Annotated in this window: 12 protein-coding genes and 1 pseudogene; 7 read left to right on the forward strand and 6 right to left on the reverse strand. The window is 64.3% G+C overall.

Translation table 11 applies throughout. The features are described 5' to 3' along the window. Together GWG65_RS15025 and GWG65_RS15030 are read left to right on the forward strand one after the other, a co-directional pair. Positions 1-128: pseudogene (locus GWG65_RS15025) on the forward strand (thiamine pyrophosphate-dependent enzyme); the annotation flags it as partial. A gap of 46 nt (positions 129-174) precedes the next feature. After that, the gene (locus GWG65_RS15030; protein WP_275196531.1) at positions 175-2,076 is read left to right on the forward strand and encodes a carbohydrate porin; all 1,902 of its coding nucleotides are present in this window, start codon (positions 175-177) and stop codon (positions 2,074-2,076) included. Positions 2,077-2,350: 274 nt separating this feature from the next. Here the strand turns inward: GWG65_RS15030 and GWG65_RS15035 are convergent, their stop codons facing one another. Then, complete coding sequence (locus GWG65_RS15035; RefSeq protein WP_275196344.1) at positions 2,351-4,426, reverse strand: HAMP domain-containing methyl-accepting chemotaxis protein; 2,076 nt, start codon at positions 4,424-4,426, stop codon at positions 2,351-2,353. Positions 4,427-4,659: 233 nt separating this feature from the next. Between GWG65_RS15035 and GWG65_RS15040 the strand changes: the two genes are divergently transcribed. After that, positions 4,660-5,955, forward strand: coding sequence for a hemolysin family protein (locus GWG65_RS15040; protein WP_275196345.1), 1,296 nt, complete (start codon positions 4,660-4,662; stop codon positions 5,953-5,955). Positions 5,956-6,137: 182 nt separating this feature from the next. Here GWG65_RS15040 and GWG65_RS15045 read toward each other — a convergent pair whose 3' ends face one another. The 3 genes from GWG65_RS15045 to GWG65_RS15055 form a co-directional block, all read right to left on the reverse strand. Continuing rightward, positions 6,138-6,377, reverse strand: a complete 240-nt coding sequence (locus tag GWG65_RS15045) for a PilZ domain-containing protein (protein ID WP_275196346.1) — start codon at positions 6,375-6,377, stop codon at positions 6,138-6,140. A gap of 102 nt (positions 6,378-6,479) precedes the next feature. Beyond that, positions 6,480-8,105, reverse strand: a complete 1,626-nt coding sequence (locus GWG65_RS15050; RefSeq protein ID WP_275196347.1) for an FMN-binding glutamate synthase family protein — start codon at positions 8,103-8,105, stop codon at positions 6,480-6,482. A gap of 409 nt (positions 8,106-8,514) precedes the next feature. After that, positions 8,515-9,288 carry a ferredoxin--NADP reductase gene (locus tag GWG65_RS15055; RefSeq protein ID WP_275196348.1) on the reverse strand — a complete coding sequence of 258 codons (774 nt, stop codon included), beginning with the start codon at positions 9,286-9,288 and terminating at the stop codon, positions 8,515-8,517. Between GWG65_RS15055 and GWG65_RS15060 the strand changes: the two genes are divergently transcribed. Next, positions 9,287-9,439 (forward strand): hypothetical protein, encoded by a 153-nt coding sequence (locus GWG65_RS15060; RefSeq protein ID WP_275196349.1) that lies wholly within the window; start codon positions 9,287-9,289, stop codon positions 9,437-9,439. The genes GWG65_RS15055 and GWG65_RS15060 overlap by 2 nt on opposite strands. A 233-nt stretch (positions 9,440-9,672) precedes the next feature. Then, positions 9,673-10,611, forward strand: a complete 939-nt coding sequence (locus tag GWG65_RS15065; protein WP_275196350.1) for a RimK-like protein — start codon at positions 9,673-9,675, stop codon at positions 10,609-10,611. Positions 10,612-10,820: 209 nt separating this feature from the next. On the opposite strand, the gene GWG65_RS15070 is transcribed toward GWG65_RS15065, so the two are convergent. Beyond that, positions 10,821-11,741 (reverse strand): amino acid ABC transporter substrate-binding protein, encoded by a 921-nt coding sequence (locus tag GWG65_RS15070; protein ID WP_275196351.1) that lies wholly within the window; start codon positions 11,739-11,741, stop codon positions 10,821-10,823. A 12-nt stretch (positions 11,742-11,753) separates the two neighbouring features. Further along, the gene (locus tag GWG65_RS15075) at positions 11,754-13,049 is read right to left on the reverse strand and encodes a dicarboxylate/amino acid:cation symporter (RefSeq protein ID WP_275196352.1); all 1,296 of its coding nucleotides are present in this window, start codon (positions 13,047-13,049) and stop codon (positions 11,754-11,756) included. 210 nt (positions 13,050-13,259) lie between these two features. On the opposite strand from GWG65_RS15075, the gene GWG65_RS15080 reads away from it, so the two are divergent. After that, entirely contained in the window at positions 13,260-14,261 is a 1,002-nt protein-coding gene (locus GWG65_RS15080) for an NADP-dependent oxidoreductase (protein WP_275196353.1), read from the forward strand. A gap of 155 nt (positions 14,262-14,416) precedes the next feature. Beyond that, complete coding sequence (locus GWG65_RS15085; protein WP_275196354.1) at positions 14,417-15,280, forward strand: hypothetical protein; 864 nt, start codon at positions 14,417-14,419, stop codon at positions 15,278-15,280. Positions 15,281-15,349: the final 69 nt, after the last annotated feature.

The following is a 15,349-nucleotide window of genomic DNA, read 5'->3' on the forward strand; positions in this document are numbered from 1 at the left end:
TCGGCATGCAGATGGCCCTGAAGCTGGGCGATCAGTTCATCACCGGCTATCGCGATCACGGCCACATGCTCGCCACCGGCATGGAGGCCAACGGCGTCATGGCCGAGCTCACCGGCCGCCGCGGCGGCGACCGCAGGCCTGTTGGGGTTTTCCGCCGCGGCCCACGCGGCCGATCTGCCGTTGAAGGCGGCTGCGCTCAAGGCCATCCATGATTGGACCGGCCTCTATATCGGCGCGCATGTCGGTTATGGCTACGGCTCCTCCAGCTTCGCCCTGAACGACGGCACGGGGATCAACGGCAGCGGCGTCTTCAGCGGCATGATCGGCGGCGTGCAGGCCGGCTACAACTACCGGCTCAACTCCGGCTGGCTGGTCGGCGTCGAAGGCGATTTCTCGTTTCCCAATTACATCACCTCCAACTCGATCGTCTCCGCGCTGGCAACTCCCGCCAATGCGGTCACCCAGCAATGGGACTACACCGCTAGTCTGCGCGGACGCGTCGGCTACACGAGGGGTCCGTGGCTGGCCTATGCCACCGGCGGCTTTGCATGGATGGGCGAGCGCTATTTCGACACGCCGGCCGTCGGCGAAATCCCGAAGATCCTGAACACGCGGCCCGGCTGGATCGCGGGCGCCGGCATCGAATACGGCTTCGCGCCGCATTGGAGCGCGCGGCTCGAATATCTCTACAGCCGCTTCGACAGCGCCAATGTCGCCTTCTCCTCGGGCGCCCAATACACCTCCTCGCCGCTCGATTTCCAGTCGGTCAGGCTCGGGCTCAACCGCAAGGTCGATTGGCCGGGCATGCCGAGCTACAATCCGACAAGCGCGCTGACCGACACGGAATCCGATCGCTGGGAGATTCACGGCCAGGGCACTTATCTGCCGCAGGGCTATCCGTCGTTCCCCGCGCGCTACAGCGGCGCGAACTCTCTGTCTCCCTCGGCGCAGGCCAAGGCGACCTGGAGCAACAGCCTGTTCCTGAACGCGCGGCTGTGGGAGGGCGGCGAGGTCTATTACAATCCGGAGCTGCTGCAGGGATTTGGACTGGACGATACGGTGGGCGCAGCCGGCTTCCCCAGTGGCGAAGCGCAGAAATCGAACTTCCCCTACCCGCACTACAACACCTCACGTCTGTTCCTGCGCCAGACGTTCGGCTTCGGCGGCGAGCAGGAGGAGCTTGCGAGCGGCCAGCTGCAGCTTGGGCAGAAAGTCGATGTTTCCCGCCTCACCGTGCAGGCTGGCAAGTTCGCAGTGGTTGACGTGTTCGATGGCAACGCCTACGCCAAGGACGCCCGCAAGGATTTCATGAATTGGTCGATATGGGCGCCGGGTGCCTTCGACTATTCCGCCGACAAGGTCGGCCTCACCTACGGTGTCACCGCCGAGCTCAACCAGAAGCAATGGGCGCTGCGCGGTGGCTATTTCCTGATGATCGCGGAGTCCAACTCAAATCATTTCGACACCAAGGTGCCGGAGCGCGGCCAGTATGTGGTCGAGCTGGAGACGCGCTACTCGCTGTTCTCCCAACCCGGCAAGCTCCGGACCATGGGCTGGGTCGACAGCGCCAATATGGGCAGCTTCCGCGAAACGCTGGACAATCCTGCGCTCAATCTCGACATCACGCAGACCCGGCGCGGCCGCATCAAGGTCGGCTATGTCGTCAATCTCGAACAGGCCATCACCGACGATGTCGGACTGTTCGGCCGCTGGAGCTGGAACGACGGCAAATCCGAAACGATTGCCTTCACCGATATCAACCGCAGCCTGTCCGGCGGCCTGTCGATCAAGGGCACCAAATGGGGCCGGCCCGACGACGTGATCGGCATCGGCGGCGCCATCAATGCCATCTCGCAGGATTATCGCGACTTCCTGGCCGCCGGCGGCCTCGGCGTGCTCGTCGGCGACGGAGCGCTCAACTACCGCAAGGAGCGCATCCTCGAGACCTATTACGCCTACGCGCTGAACAAGAGCTTCACCCTCACCGCCGACTACCAGCTCATCGTCAATCCCGCCTACAACGCCGACCGCGGACCGGTATCGGTGATCTCGGGACGGCTGCACGGCGAGTTCTGATCGCGGCGCAAGCGCGGGCTCGATCGGCCGTCGGCATTCACCTCCTGGCGGGCAGCATATGGCTTCTTGACGGCAGAATGCGCGCCTCGTCCTTCGAGACGACCGCTTCCAGCGGTCTCTTCAGGATGAGGCTAAGCGGCATCGGTGCCTTCGAAATTGCTGCCGCGCACTCCGCCCTCATCCTGAGGAGCCCGCCAAAGCGGGCGTCCCGAAGGATGGGCCGGTCGCTCCTCGAATGCGATTGCCTTCCCCAGCGGGGAGAGGTGTTCGAGTTCTAAGCGGCGCGAATCGCGTCCAGGAATCTTCCGACCTCGAGCTTGAGACGACCGCTCTCTCCGGACAGCGATCTCGCGGACGCGAGCACGTTGGAGGACGATGATCCGGTCTGGCTCGCGCCGTGCTGCACGTCGACGATGCTGGCGGAAACCTGCTGGGTGCCTCGCGCCGCCTGCTGCACGTTGCGGGAGATCTCCCGTGTCGCCGCGCCCTGCTGCTCGACCGCCGAGGCGATCGCCGACGCGATCTCGGACATTCGGGTGATGGTATCGCCGATCGCCTTGATTGCGCCGACGGAATCCTCGGTCGCCGACTGGATTCCGGCGATCTGCTGACTGATGTCACCGGTGGCCTTGGCGGTCTGCTCGGCGAGTGCCTTGACCTCGGAGGCGACGACGGCGAAGCCGCGTCCGGCCTCGCCGGCGCGCGCCGCCTCGATGGTGGCGTTGAGCGCCAGAAGATTGGTCTGGCCGGCGATCTGGCTGATCAGCTCGACGACGTCCCCGATCCGCCCCGCGGCCTTGGCCAGCTCGCCGACATGATCGTTGGTCCGCCCCGCCTGCTGCACCGCCTCGCCGGCGACGCGGGCCGAGTCCTGAACCTGCCGGCTGATCTCGTCGACCGAGGACGCCATTTCCTCCGCAGCCGCGGCAACGGTCTGCACGTTGGCGGATGCCTGTTCTGATGCAGCCGCGACGGTCGCAGTGACCCGTTCAGACTGCTCCGCCGTGCTCGTCAGCGTTCCCGCGGACGCTTCGAGCTGTGCGGATGCCGACGACACGGTGTTGATGACGTCGCCGATCATGGCTTCGAACTCGCGCGCGATCTGGTCCACGCGCTGGCTGCGCCGAAGCTTCGCATCGGCTTCGATTGCAGCCGCCGCATCGGTGGCCTTCTGGGCGACCAGCGAGTCCTTGAAGTGCTGCAGCGAGCCCGCCACCTGGCCGATCTCGTCATTGCGGCCCGTTACGGGGATCTCGACCTCGTGCTGTCCGGCAGCGAGCGTTCCGATCACGTCCGCGAGCCGGCTCAGCGGCGTCACCACGCGGTTGCGCAGCATCATGGTCACGCCAGCGAGCGTCCCGAGCAGCGCCAGCACTGCGACGCCGGCGAGCGCGAGCATCGCCAGCGCACCGTCGCGGGCGGCCGAGGCGCGCTCGGCTGCTTCCGCCAGCGCGGCGTCGCGCACGCCGTAGAACATCTGTATGGCGGGCACTATGACCTTTGCCAGTTCGTCAGCGCCAATGCCATATTTGCCGTCACTGCGCGCCGCGGGCATCTCCTTATCCACGGCGAGCGCTGCTTTTCCGAAATAAGATTCCGTCGCCGCCTTCAGCGCGGTGGCAATGCGGGGTGGGCTTCCGAGCTGGTCGATGCCGGCCTCGATGCGCTCGCGGTCGGCCTCCACACGTCCCTGCATGCGATCCATCAGCGACAATTCGGCCGCCGCCAGCGGGCGGCGGCCGGACAGCGGCGGCGACAGCGTGGCCGCACGGCTGCCGGCCGAGACCCGCAGATCCTGCGCCGTTCGCGCCAGGCTCAGCAACGCCGCGAGCGAAGAATCGGCATTGACGACCTTCGCTTCGAGCCGGTTCATGATCGGTTCGATCTTGCCGAGAACCTCGGCAACGCCGGGCAGGAAGCCTTTGGTCGCAGCGCTGTCGCGCGCCGCAAGAGGAACGCCCATCGCGCGATCTGCCGCCCCGTAGATTTCCTTGAGCCGCCGCGCGGCACCGTCGAGGTTTTCGGCCATCGCGCCGCCGTCTTCCAGCGCCATGATAGCCCGCCTTGCCGCCTCGAATGCTGCGTCGGCAGCCTTCGCGGCCTTTGCCGCAGCTTCGATCTGGGCCTGCGTCGCAACCGCTTCCTGGAAGATCGGTCCGATGTAGGGGGCCCGGAGGCCGGCAACGTACTGGCTGACCATCAGCGTCGCACCGAAAGCGTCGACCGTCTTGATCGCGTCCGAGCGGCTCGCGTAGATCCGTGTCTGAGGCACCAGCACCTCGGCGCCGAGGATGACTGCGAAAACCGTCACTGTCAGCATCGACAGCGCGAAAAGCTTCCCAATTCGCATCGTGATCCCCGAATACATGTCTGCAATGCCGGAAAACCTAACGGGCGCCGGCTAAGGCCCCGTTAAGCAACGGCAGCACCGTAGTTCCGCGGGGGTCGTCGCGGGGCTCTGGAGCCGGTGGAGGTTCCTTTGCGATGGCGGGTGCGACAGAATTCGCCGGCAATTGCCGGCAAAATACTTATATCAATGCTTTGCCAGGCCATCAGGCCACACCCACTTACCTTGGAACGTCAATGCTCTCCGTCGAACTCGTCATCGTCGTCGTCCTGATCGTCATCAACGGCCTGCTGTCCATGTCGGAGCTGGCCGTGGTGTCGTCGCGCCCGGCCCGGCTCTCGATGCTCGCCGCCAAGGGCGTGCGCGGCGCCGAGCGGGCGCTGACGCTGGCGGCGGATCCCGGCAAGTTTCTCTCGACGGTGCAGATCGGGATCACACTGGTCGGCGTGCTCTCGGGCGCATTCTCGGGCGCGACTCTCGGGCAGCGGCTGACCCAGTGGCTGGTCGAGCTCGGGCTGTCGCCGGGCATTGCCGATATCGTCGGGGTCGGCATCGTGGTCACGCTCATCACCTACGCCACCCTGATCGTCGGCGAGCTCGTGCCGAAACAGGTGGCGCTGCGCGATCCTGAGAGCATTGCGGTCAAGGTCGCGCCCGCGCTGCACTGGCTGGCAAGGATATCGCTGCCGCTCGTCGTTCTGCTCGATCTCTCGGGCAAGGTGATCCTCACGCTGCTCGGCCGCGGCGGCAAGGCCGAGGAGAAGGTGTCGGAGGACGAAATCCACCACCTCGTCCACGAAGCCGAGAGCGCCGGCGTGCTGGAGCCCGGCGAGAAGGAGATGATCGCCGGCGTGATGCGGCTCGGCGACCGGCCGGTCGGCGCAGTGATGACGCCGCGCACGGAAGTCGACGAGATCGACCTGAACGATCCGCCCGAGACCATCCGAGAGATCATCGCAAAAAGCCCGCACTCGCGCTTTCCCGCTTCGGATGGCGATCGCGACACGCCGATCGGCGTGCTCCAGGCCAAGGACCTGCTGGTCGCCTTCATGAGCGAACGCACGCCTGACCTGCGAGCACTTGTCCGCGAGGCGCCGGGCATTCCCGCATCAGCGGATGCCCGCGACGTGCTGGCGATCCTGAGATCTGCACCAGTTCACGTCGGCTTTGTCTATGACGAGTATGGCGCGTTCGAAGGCGTGGTCACCGCGGCCGATATCCTGGAGTCGATCGTCGGCGCGTTCCATTCCGAAGAGGGGCCGCCGGAGCCGGCTTACGTCAAGCGTGCGGATGACTCGCTGCTGGTCGCCGGCTGGATGCCGGTCGACGAGTTCGGCGAGCTGCTCGGCATCGAGCTGCCGCCGCACCGCTACAACACGGTGGCGGGCCTCGTGCTGCAACAGTTCAACGTGCTGCCCAATGTCGGCGATGCCTTCGACTTCGGCGGATGGCATATCGAGGTGGTCGATCTCGATGGCCGGAGGATCGACAAGATTCTAGCGACAAGGAGCGGTGAGCAGGCGGCGGCGTGAGTTGGTGTGCTGAATTCTTCTCGTCGTCCCGGCGAAGGCCGGGACCCATAACCACCGAACCGAGTTTGGCGGAGACTCGCTAACTCAGATCTCGCGCTACGACTTCTCCCTGGGGGTATGGGTCCCGGCCTTCGCCGGGACGACATCGGAGGTTGTGGCGTGTGCTCACACCAAACTCACCCTCACCCAAACCTCACCCCAATCCGCTTTTCCTTGCGCCAGACCACGGTGCAGGGCAGATGCGTTCCGTCGGTTTGGATGACCAGGGTGAAATGCTCGGGGATACCGATCGGACTGGTGACGTCGAGCGCTGCGCCGGTGTCCGAAAAATTGCGCACCGCGCAGTCGATCGCGCCGCCGCCGAACTCGATCGTTCCGGCCTTCAGCACGCGATGCCTGGATTTATTGCGTCGTTCGTCCATGGGGGCAAACTATACCCAAAGTTGAATGAAACGTTTAGCACCAACCTTGTTCGCGATCAATTTACGCAGGCTGGCCGGCGCACTCCCAACGCATAGCCACGCTCACGGCGCCGGCTGGAACGCCTCCGCCCGCGCCATCTGCCAGGCGTCGCGGAAGCGCGGGTCTTCCGTGCCTTCGAGCAGCTCGCCCGGGCGCAGCGACGGATAGAGCTGCGCGAAGGATTTCACCTGGGTCGTAGACGTCCGCTGGCTGAAGTGGATCGGGCGCAGCTGCTGCGGATGCTCGAGACCCGCCGCGGCGATCAGCTCGGCCAGCGAGTGCAGCGTGGCATGGTGATAATTGTGCACGCGGTCGATCTTGAGCGGCACGTAGAGCGCACGGGCCCGCGTCGGATCCTGCGTGGCGACCCCGGTCGGGCAGCGGTCGGTGTGGCAGCTCAGCGACTGGATGCAGCCGAGCGAAAACATGAAGCCGCGCGCCGAATTGCACCAGTCGGCACCGATCGCCATCGCGCGCGCCATGTCGAAGGCGGTCGCGATCTTGCCGGACGCGCCGAGCTTGATGCGGTCGCGCGCATTGATGCCGATCAGCGCATTGTGAACGAAATTGACGCCCTCGCGCATCGGCATGCCCAGATGGTCCATGAACTCCAGCGGCGCGGCGCCGGTGCCGCCCTCATTGCCGTCCACGACGATGAAGTCCGGATAGATGCCGGTCTCGATCATTGCCTTGCAGATCGCCAGGAATTCCCAGGGGTGGCCGATGCAGAGCTTGAAGCCGGCGGGCTTGCCGCCGGAAAGCCTGCGCATTTCGGCGACGAACTGCATCATGCCGACCGGGGTGGAGAAGGCGCGGTGCGAGGCCGGCGAGATGCAGTCTTCGCCCATCGCAACGCCGCGGATCTTGGAAATCTCTTCCGAGACCTTCGCCGCCGGCAGCACGCCGCCGTGGCCGGGCTTGGCGCCCTGGCTGATCTTGAGCTCGACCATCTTGATCTGGTCTGCGCTGGCGACCCGCGCGAACGCCTCCGGATCGAACGTGCCGTCGTGATGCCGGCAGCCGAAATAGCCGGAGCCGATCTCCCAGATAATGTCGCCGCCCATCTCTGCGTGATAGGGGCTGAAGCCGCCCTCGCCGGTATCCTGCGCAAATCCGCCCAATTTGGCGCCGGCATTCAGCGCTCGCACCGCGTTCGGGCTGAGCGCGCCAAAGCTCATCGCGGAGATGTTGAACACCGAGGCCGAATAAGGCTTCTTGCAGTCGGGGCCGCCGATGACGACGCGGAATCTCTCCTCGGCATGCGCCTTCGGCGAGACCGAGTGATGCATCCACTCATAGCCCTCGCGATAGACGTCCTCCTGGGTACCGAAAGGGCGCTTGTCCAGCTGCATCTTGGCGCGCTGATAGACCACAGCGCGGATGTCGCGCGAGAACGGCATGCCGTCCTTTTCGCTCTCGAAGAAATACTGGCGCATCTCCGGACGAATTTCTTCGAGCAGGAAGCGGATGTGCGCCGAGATCGGGTAGTTGCGCAGGACCGCGTGGCCCTTCTGGAGGAGGTCGCGGACGCCGAGCAGCGTCAGTGCGCCGAAGATCACGATCGGTATCAGCAGGATGTCGAAGATCTTGCGATCGGCAAGGCCGATGCCGATCAGGAGCGCGGTTAACACCGCGCAGATCGTCAGAACGATGAAGCGCGGCGAGAATGGAAGCAGCAAGGTTTCCATGACCCCCTCTTCGAGGGGCCCACGGCTCGATTTTGGCGCTTTGCTATTTTCGTCGGCCACGATCACATCCTCTCATCGGAATGACGGGGTACGATACGCCCGCGTCCGTCTTACGGATATGACGGGGCTTGCGTTACAGGCTAGCGAATTCGGCCGGCGCAGATCAATCCGCCGGGAGGGCGGGCTGCTGCACCGCAATAGAGGGGTGAGGGGAATGCGGAGAGCGGCCGCAGTCTCAGCCGTCGTCCCGGGCAAGCGAACGCGCAGACCCGGGACCTATAACCACAGGATTTGGTGGCTCAGAGGAAGCTATCACTCCGAGTCTTCGCGGCGCGCGCTCTTGGCGCGCTTGTCCGGGACGACGGGTGAGCGTGAGGCGAAGCCGTCCCGCGTGGGCGGGACAGCGGACTCAGCGCTCGACGAACGCCTTCTCGATCACGAAATGGCCGGGGGTATTGCCCGAGCCTTCGGCGAAGCCGCGGCCTTCGAACATGGTGCGCAGCTCTTCCAGCATCGCCGGGCTGCCGCACATCATGATGCGATCGGTTTCGATGTCGAGCGGGGCCTGGCCGATGTCGTTGAAGATCTGCTCGGAGCTGATCAGGTCGGTAATGCGGCCGCGGTTCCTGAACGGCTCGCGGGTTACGGTCGGGTAATAGACCAGCTTCTCCGACAGCAGCGGCCCGAACAGCTCGTCCTCGCGCAAATTCGCGACGAGCTGCTCGCCATAGGCGAGCTCGGAGACCTGGCGGCAGCCATGGACCAGCACGATGCTCTCGAACTGGTCGTAGACTTCGGGGTCCTTGATCAGGCTCGCGAACGGCGCGAGGCCCGTGCCGGTCGAGAGCAGCATGAGCCGCTTGCCGGGAATGAGATTGTCGGCGATGAGCGTGCCGGTCGCCTTGCGGCCGACCAGGATGGTGTCGCCTTCCTTGATCTTCTGCAGGCGCGAGGTGAGAGGGCCGTCCTGAACCTTGATCGAGAAGAACTCGAGCTCTTCCTCGTGATTGGCGCTCGCCATGCTGTAGGCGCGGAGCAGCGGACGGCCTTCGACCTCGAGGCCGATCATCGCGAACTGCCCGTTCTGGAAACGGAAGCCGGAATCGCGGGTGGCACGGAAGCTGAACAGCGTGTCGGTCCAGTGCTGGACGGAAAGAACCTTCTCTCGGTAAAACGCGCTCATGATTTTCGATATTCCGAATATTTGCGGTTTTGAACAAAAGCGTTGCACGGCCCCTGAAGCGAGGCGAGCACCACTTGCCATGGCGGAGGATTTCTCGGATGTGATCTACGCCATTGAGGCCAATAATCAACCTCGTTTCGGACGCAATTGACGCCGATCAAACCGGCATTTGCGCGCAATTGGTCGTGCCGTTAACGAATCTGCTGCGCATCGGTCGCGAGGGGCAATTTCTTTTCCCTAAGAGGCCCGATGGCAGCACTTAATTTCCGGCCGGCTCGCGAGAATTTCATTAAGAATAGCTCTGATTTTCGGCCGGGTTTCGGGCTCTTTCCGTATTTTGGCTGCCTTCGACAGGTGGAACGGTCCAGGATATAGCAACAAGACATGGCAAGCGGCGAACGCATCTTCGTCCAGGCGATCCGGCACTATTGTGGACGTCATGGCATCGCGGTGGACCTCCGCTCCGGCGGCTGGCTGGTTGCGATGCGCCGGGGCAAAACGCGCCACTTCGCCTTCGGCTACGACATCGGCCTCAACAGCGCGATTGCGCACCGCCTCGCCAACGACAAGTCGGCGACGGCCGAGGTGCTGGCGCTGGAGAACGTGCCCTGTATTCCCCATCACCTCTTCCTCAACCCGAGCCTGGGCGCGCACGTTGCCGGCGCCAGCTGGCATGAGGCGATGCTGGATCTGCTCGCGCAGAATCCGCAAGGCGTCGTGGTCAAGCCCAACGAGGGAACGTCAGGGCGCGCGGTGTTCAAGGCGACAACCCGCGACGAGCTCGATCGCGCCGTGCGCGAGGTGTTCTCGTCGAGCCTCGGCCTCGTGATCGCACCCTATGTCGAAATCGAGGAGGAGGTCCGCGTGATCCTGCTCGATGGCAAGCCGATGATCGTCTACCGCAAGCAGCGCTCCTCGGTGCTCGGCGACGGCGTGCGCAAATTGACCGAACTTGCGGCTGCGGCGGGACAGGACAAACAGCTCCGCGAGCTCGACGCGCGCGAGGTGAACGCGATTGTGCCCAAAGGTGAGCGCCGCATCTTGAACTGGCGACACAATCTCGATGCCGGCGCGCAGCCGGTGCTCATGGAAGGCGATGAACGCGGTGAAGCCTACGCTGCTTGCGCAAACCTCGCGATCGACGCCGCCAATGCCATCGGCATCGTCTTCGCGTCGATCGACGTGGTCCGTGTCGACGGCGCTTGGAAGGTGCTCGAGATCAATTCGGGCGTGATGATGGAAGCGCTGGGGAAGCTGCATCCGGAGCTGGTGCAGGCGACGTACGATGCCGCACTGGACCGGTTGTTTGAGGAGATAAGCTGAACGCCACGCATTGGCTGCAATCCTTCTCCCCTTGTGGGAGAAGGTGGCGCGAAGCGCCGGATGAGGGGTTCTATCCGCGCATACAAGTGAAAGTTTAACTCGCGGAGAGAACCCCTCACCCGGCTTCGATGCTTCGCATCGAATCCACCCTCTCCCACAAGGGGAGATGGTGCATCGAGATCGCGGCGCAAGCGTCGCAGCCACACGCGCTAATTATTCGCGCTGGCCGAATCATCCATCGCCTTGAAGGCTTCTTCGAGTTGCAGCGAGATCGGCACGTTCAGCCGCTCGCCGGTGGGGAGCCGCGCGGTGAACCATTTGTTGTAGAGCGGGACGAGGTCGTGGTTGGAGCCGAGCCTGCGGAAGGTGCGCTCGACCACGGCCGAGAGTTGCGGCTCGCCCTTGCGGAACATGATGCCGTAGGGGTCGTAGGACAGGTAATCGCCGGTGACGCGGAACTTGTCCTGAGCCTTGTGCCGCACGATCAGGGTCGAGAGCAGGATGTCGTCGGTCGCGAATGCATCGGCCTTGCCGTCCACGACCATTTGGAACGACTGCTCATGGTCGGCGCCGACGACGATGTTCAGCCCCAGCGAGGACTTCTTGTCGGCCGCCCGTATCGCCTGCTCGTTGGTGGTGCCCTTCGTCACCACGATGGTCTTGCCCTTCAGATCGGCCAACGACTGCACGCTTGACGCCTTCGGCACCATCAGCTTGGTGCCGGCGACGAACATCAGGGGTGAGAAGGCGACGCGCTTGGCGCGCTCGGCATTGGCCGTGGTCGAACCGCATTCCAGGTCGATCTTGTTCTGGAGCACGGCGTCGATGCGGTCGTCGGAGGTGACCTTGACGTAGGCGATCTTCAGATTGGGATCGTCAACCTCGACGCCGATCTCCTCGACGACGGCCTCGCAGAGCTCGAGGCTATAGCCGATCGGGCGGCCCGCCTGATCGAGGAAGGAGAACGGCGGCGAGCTCTCGCGATAGCCGAGCCGCACGGTGTGCGCATTCTTGATGGCTGACAGCGTCGGGCTAAGCCCTTCGCTGCCGCCGGTCTGGGCCGAGGCGCCGGTTGCCAGCAGGCATGCCGCCAGCAACAGACCGCCCGAAATCGCCGTGAAAGGGCGCATGTCGCACTCCCTTCAATGGCCGGCCATCGCAGGTACTTCGCCGGGCACCATGTCGTCGGGCACGGCGTCGCTCGGTCCCATTGCGTGCTCGGGCCCGAGCTCGCCTTCCCATTTCGCCACGACCGAGGTCGCCAGCGTGTTGCCGATCACGTTGGTGGCGCTGCGGCCCATGTCGAGGAAGGTATCGATGCCCATGATCATCAACAGCCCCGCCTCGGGAATGCCGAACTGCGACAGCGTCGAGGCGATCACGACGAGGGAGGCACGCGGCACGCCGGCGACGCCCTTCGAGGTGATCATCAGCGTCGCGAGCATCGCAAGCTGCGTGCCGAGCGGCATGTCGATGTGGTAGCTCTGCGCGATAAAGATGCTCGCGAAGGTACAGTACATCATCGTGCCGTCGAGATTGAAGGAGTAGCCGAGCGGCAGCACGAAGCTCGATATCCGCGATGAGGCGCCGAAGCGGTTGAGACCCTCCAGTGTCTTCGGATAGGCCGCTTCCGAGCTCGCGGTGGAGAACGCGATCATCAGCGGCTCGCGGATCAGCTTCAGCAGATGGGCGTAGCGCGGCCCGATCACGATGAAGCCGACCACAACCAGGATGGCCCACAGGATGGAGAGCGAGAGATAGAAGCCGCCCATGAAGACGATGAGCTTCCAGAGCACCAGCAAGCCGTTCTTGGCGACTGTCGCCGTGATGGCGGCCCAGACCGCGAACGGTGCGAACAGCATCACATAGCCCGTGACCTTGAGCATGATGTGGCCGATATCGTCGATCAGCGCCAGGATCGGCTTGGAGCGCTCGGGCATCGAGCCCATCGCCACCGAGAAGAACACGGCGAAGATCACGATCTGCAGAATCTCGTTCTGCGCCATCGCATCCGCGATCGAGGTCGGGATCAGATGGGTGAGGAATTTCTCGATCGAGAAGGCGGAGACCGGCAGGCCGGTCGACTGCGCCTTGTCCGGCAGCGTCCCGGGGAAGTTGGCGCCGGGCTGAAGCAGGTTGACCATCACGAGACCGAGCATCAGTGAGACGAAGGAGGCGCTGACGAACCAGCCCATGGTCTTGGCGAAGATGCGGCCGAGCTTGGAGCCCGAGCCCATATGCGCAATGCCGCCGACCAGCGTGGCGAACACCAGTGGCGCGATGATCATCTTGATCAGGCGCAGGAAGATCACGGCGATCAGGTTGATGGAGGAGGCCCAGTCGGCGCGCGTGTCGGGCAGGAAGTTGTAGATCGCCGCACCCATGATGATGCCCAGCACCATCGCCGCCAAGATGTATTGCGTAAACCTGTTCGACATTGAGGATCCCCACGACACCGGCGCTTCATGATGTCGCAGATACGAAAGCGACGCAACACGCTTTGCGTGTGGTCGCGTTGGCCGGATGTTCCCGTTGTGAAATGGAACGCGGAGATCTAGCCTTCATGCAGCGCACAACAAAAGCGGCTTGCACGTTTTCTTGGCTGCGGCTGCATCAATAATCGTCAAAATAGTCAAAGGGGAAATGTCATGAGCGGCAGCATCAATCGCCAGATCCTTCTGGTGGAAAAGCCCAGCGGCAAGCTCGGTCCCGAGCATTTCAAGATGGTCGACGGCGCGATGCCGGAGCCGAAGGACGGCGAGGCCTTGCTGCGCGTGCGTTACATTTCGCTCGATGCCGCCAATCGCGCCTGGATGCACGGCGCGACCTACCGTTCGGCCGTGGAAGCCAACAGCGTGATGGCCGGCGGAGCCATCGCCGAAGTCGTCAGCTCGAAGGCGCCGGGGCTGGCAGCAGGTGACATCGTGTTCGGCGATACCGGCTGGCAGGACTATGCCGCGGTGCCGGCAAAGCATCTGAACAAGATGCCGAAGCTTGAGCCGATGACGCACCTGCTCAGCGTGTTCGGCATCGCCGGCCTCACCGCCTATTTCGGCCTGCTGGAGATCGGTAAGCCTAGGGAGGGAGAGACGGTCGTGGTCTCCGCCGCCGCAGGCTCGGTCGGCTCGATCGTCGGACAGATCGCCAGGATCAAGGGATGTCGCGTGATCGGCATTGCCGGCGGCGCGGACAAATGCAACTGGCTGACCTCCGAGCTCGGCTTCGATGCCGCCGTCGACTACAAGGACGGCGCGGTGTTCAAGGCGTTGCGTGCGGCCGCGCCAAAAGGCATCGACGTCTATTTCGACAATGTCGGCGGCGACATCCTCGAAGCCTGCCTGCCGCAGATGAACAATTATGGCCGCATCGCCTGTTGCGGCGCGATCTCGCAATATGACGGCGCGCCCGCCGCGCATGGCCCGCGCGGCATCCCCGGGTTGATCGTGGTGAAGCGGCTGGTGATGCAGGGCTTCATCGTGATGGACTACATGAAGGAGAGACAACGCGCGCTCGCCGAGCTGCAGGCCTGGGTTAAATCCGGCAAGCTGAAGGTGCAGGAGGACATCATCGATGGCCTTGAGAACACGCCGAAGGCGCTGATCGGATTGCTCGCGGGCGAGAACCGCGGCAAGCGCATGGTCAAGCTATGACGACGTAGTTACGTCGCATTTGCGTCGGCATAATTGACTTGCGGTAGAGGCCAAAGCGGCCAAAGATACCGCGCGCGAGGCATCACTCGCGACGATTGCGCTTGCATCACATTTCATAATCGTCGGCGTTGCCGGCAGGGCGGGAATACAGTCAGATGTTCAACACGTTGAAGCGTGCCCCAACGCGCAAGGCGTTGCTGTCGGCAATGATCTTCGCAAGTGCAGCACCGGCCCTCGCACAAGCCCCGACCGATGCGCAGAAGAGCGCGATCCGCTCGGCCTGCCGCTCGGACTTCGTGGCGCACTGCTCGAGCGTAACCCCCGGCGGCGTGGAAGCCTATCAATGCCTGCAGAAGAACATGTCCAGCCTCGCGCCAGGATGCCAAACCGCGGTCCGCGCGGTTGAGCCCGCTGCGGCTCCGAAGACCGAAGCCGCTCCCGCCGCGTCCAAGCCCGAAGCACCAAAAACCGAAGCACCCAAGACCGAAGCTGCCCCCAAGGCGGAGTCGGCGCCTGCCGCGCCGAAGGCTGACTCTGCCCCCGCGGCAAAGCCGGCCGCCGCACCGGCGCCGAAGGCTGCTGCCGCCAAGCAGCCGAGCAGCGCACAGGTTGCAGCGGTCAAGAGCGCGTGCCGCGCCGATTATCCCAAGGTGTGCGCCAGCGTGCCGCCGGGCGGCGCCCCCGCGCTCGAATGCCTGGAGAAGAACAAGGCCAAGGTGTCGCCCGCCTGCGAGAAGGCCATAAGCGCCGCGGCGGGTAGCGGTGGCGCAACGACAGCGCCTGCGGGCGCGGCTCCTGCGGCGGCAGCTCCGGCGGCCGCGCCGGCCGCGATCGTTCTGCGCCCGCTGCGGCCCCGCGAAGAACTGCTCATCATTCGCTCGGCCTGCAGTGCCGATATCCGTAACCTGTGCGCCGGCGTGGCGCCTGGCGGCGGCCGTATCGTGCAGTGCATTGCGAGCAATGCAGGCTCGCTGTCGCCCGCCTGCAAGGACGTGCTCGCACCGTTCGCGGCGCGATAGAATCGCTGTGCAAACCCGCGCTCGGCAGCGCGCATGAACAAACTGGTGGCGCGCGAAACAACATCGTGC

It is taken from the genome of Bradyrhizobium sp. CSA207 (genome assembly GCF_029051685.1).
GTDB lineage: Bacteria > Pseudomonadota > Alphaproteobacteria > Rhizobiales > Xanthobacteraceae > Bradyrhizobium.

Excerpts from the sequence above, each read along its gene's own strand:
- GWG65_RS15040 (WP_275196345.1), top strand. The coding sequence starts at position 4,660 with ATGCTCTCCGTCGAACTCGTCATCGTCGTCGTCCTGATCGTCATCAAC.
- GWG65_RS15060 (WP_275196349.1), top strand. The coding sequence starts at position 9,287 with ATGATTTTCGATATTCCGAATATTTGCGGTTTTGAACAAAAGCGTTGC.
- GWG65_RS15055 (WP_275196348.1), bottom strand. The coding sequence starts at position 9,288 with ATGAGCGCGTTTTACCGAGAGAAGGTTCTTTCCGTCCAGCACTGGACC.
- GWG65_RS15050 (WP_275196347.1), bottom strand. The coding sequence starts at position 8,105 with ATGGAAACCTTGCTGCTTCCATTCTCGCCGCGCTTCATCGTTCTGACG.
- GWG65_RS15080 (WP_275196353.1), top strand. The coding sequence starts at position 13,260 with ATGAGCGGCAGCATCAATCGCCAGATCCTTCTGGTGGAAAAGCCCAGC.
- GWG65_RS15075 (WP_275196352.1), bottom strand. The coding sequence starts at position 13,049 with ATGTCGAACAGGTTTACGCAATACATCTTGGCGGCGATGGTGCTGGGC.
- GWG65_RS15035 (WP_275196344.1), bottom strand. The coding sequence starts at position 4,426 with ATGCGAATTGGGAAGCTTTTCGCGCTGTCGATGCTGACAGTGACGGTT.
- GWG65_RS15065 (WP_275196350.1), top strand. The coding sequence starts at position 9,673 with ATGGCAAGCGGCGAACGCATCTTCGTCCAGGCGATCCGGCACTATTGT.
- GWG65_RS15085 (WP_275196354.1), top strand. The coding sequence starts at position 14,417 with ATGTTCAACACGTTGAAGCGTGCCCCAACGCGCAAGGCGTTGCTGTCG.
- GWG65_RS15070 (WP_275196351.1), bottom strand. The coding sequence starts at position 11,741 with ATGCGCCCTTTCACGGCGATTTCGGGCGGTCTGTTGCTGGCGGCATGC.
- GWG65_RS15045 (WP_275196346.1), bottom strand. The coding sequence starts at position 6,377 with ATGGACGAACGACGCAATAAATCCAGGCATCGCGTGCTGAAGGCCGGA.